We start from the raw sequence: 1,583 nt of genomic DNA on the forward strand, positions 1-1,583 counted from the left end.
ACGACCTCGTCGACGAGGGCGTCGACACCGTCCTCGTACACATCGGGAGCGAGCCAGAAGCCATCGGCCGCTTCCGCTTCGAACCATTCCTGCATGTGGTCGGCGTGCACCTTCCCGGGGCCGACCGTCACGGGGTGGTAGTCGATGACCCCGTGAGCGAGGACGTCGCGCGGCGACCATCCCTCCCGGGCGACTCGCAAGGCGATCGCGGACCGAGGGTCCATCGGCGATGCGTGCGCGACCGCCAGCTGCTCGGAGGAGAGAGGCCTGTCGATGTGCCGGGGCTGGATCTGGACGCCGATCATGGCGCTCAGATGCGGCAGCCGCGCCTCGATGAGGTCGCCCGCGATCGCGATGCGGCGGTCAAGCCCCTCACGGACCGTGGGAGCGACGGTCGTCATGAGCCCGACGATGAACTTGATCTCGTCGGGGTCGCGCCCCGCCTCGTGCGCGGCGTTCCGGAGCGCGTCGCGCTGCGCACGTGCCTCCTTGATCGTCCACACCTCGGTGATGAACCCGCTCGCGTAGCGACCGGCGAGGGCGAGCAAGTGCGGGCTGGGGCCGCCCGACGTGAAGATCACGGGCTGGCCCTGCTCCGATGGCGGCAGCGCGAGCGGGCCGCGCGATGCCACGTGCTCGCCCCGCAGATTGATCGGCTGCAGCTTGGACGGATCGATGAAGCGGCCCGATTCCTGGTCGTTGATCCAGGCATCCTTCTGCCAGCTGCCCCAGAGCGACTGCACGATCTGGATCGACTCGTGGGCGCGCTGGTAGCGCTCGGCGCGGTCGGCGACGGGTTTGCCGTAATTCGCGGCGACGGCCGGGTCGCTCGTCGTCACGGCGTTCCAGCCCGCACGTCCGTGGCTCATGATGTCAAGCGTCTTGAACTGGCGAGCGGTGTTGAACGGCTCCTGGAAGGTGGTGGATCCGGTCAGCACGAACCCGATGTTGCTGGTGGCCTGCGAGATGGCTGCCGTCTCCATGAGGGGGTCCATGATGTTGCTGATCGTCGAGTGCTCGACATCTCCGCGTACCGCGGGGAAGTCCGGGGTGAAGAGGAACGCGAAGCCGCCGCGCTCAGCGGCCTGCGCGTAGCGGATGTTCGCCTCGACCTTCGCGTAGTTGCCGGGGTCGACGTGGGGCGCGCGCCACGCGCCAGGAAGATTGCCGTACCCGTCGGTGAGCACCATGCCAAGAATGATCTTGCGGTCTGCCATGCCCCCATGGTCCAACTATCACACCCATGTGAAGGTCAAGCCCGTCCCGCGTAGCATCGCTGGAGACATTGACATCAATAAGAGGGATCTCCGTGCGGATCGGCGAGCTGGCGAGGAAGACCGATGTGCCCCCGCGCATGCTGCGGTACTACGAGGAGCAGGGGCTCGTCACGCCCCGTCGCCTGGACAACGGATACCGTGAGTACGACGAGTACCTCGTTGATCGCGTGCGCAAGATTCGCGGACTGCTCGATGCCGGCATCCCCACCCGCATCATCGGAGCGATACTTCCCTGTCTCGGGCAGACTTCTGCGATCGTCGTCGACGATCCTGATCCCGGGCTACGAGCCATGCTCGTCGAACAGC

At 66.6% G+C, this 1,583-nt stretch carries 2 protein-coding genes; one reads left to right on the forward strand and one right to left on the reverse strand.

The window, feature by feature from the left end:
* Positions 1 to 1,217, reverse strand: a 1,217-nt coding sequence (locus tag FREUN1FDRAFT_RS39030; protein ID WP_006545977.1) for an NtaA/DmoA family FMN-dependent monooxygenase, incomplete at its 3' end; no start/stop codon positions are given.
* A 92-nt stretch (positions 1,218 to 1,309) separates the two neighbouring features.
* Between FREUN1FDRAFT_RS39030 and FREUN1FDRAFT_RS39035 the strand changes: the two genes are divergently transcribed.
* On the forward strand, positions 1,310 to 1,583 hold a 274-nt coding region (locus FREUN1FDRAFT_RS39035; RefSeq protein WP_006545978.1), incomplete at its 3' end, for a MerR family transcriptional regulator.

It is taken from the genome of Parafrankia sp. EUN1f (assembly GCF_000177675.1).
GTDB lineage: Bacteria > Actinomycetota > Actinomycetes > Frankiales > Frankiaceae > Parafrankia.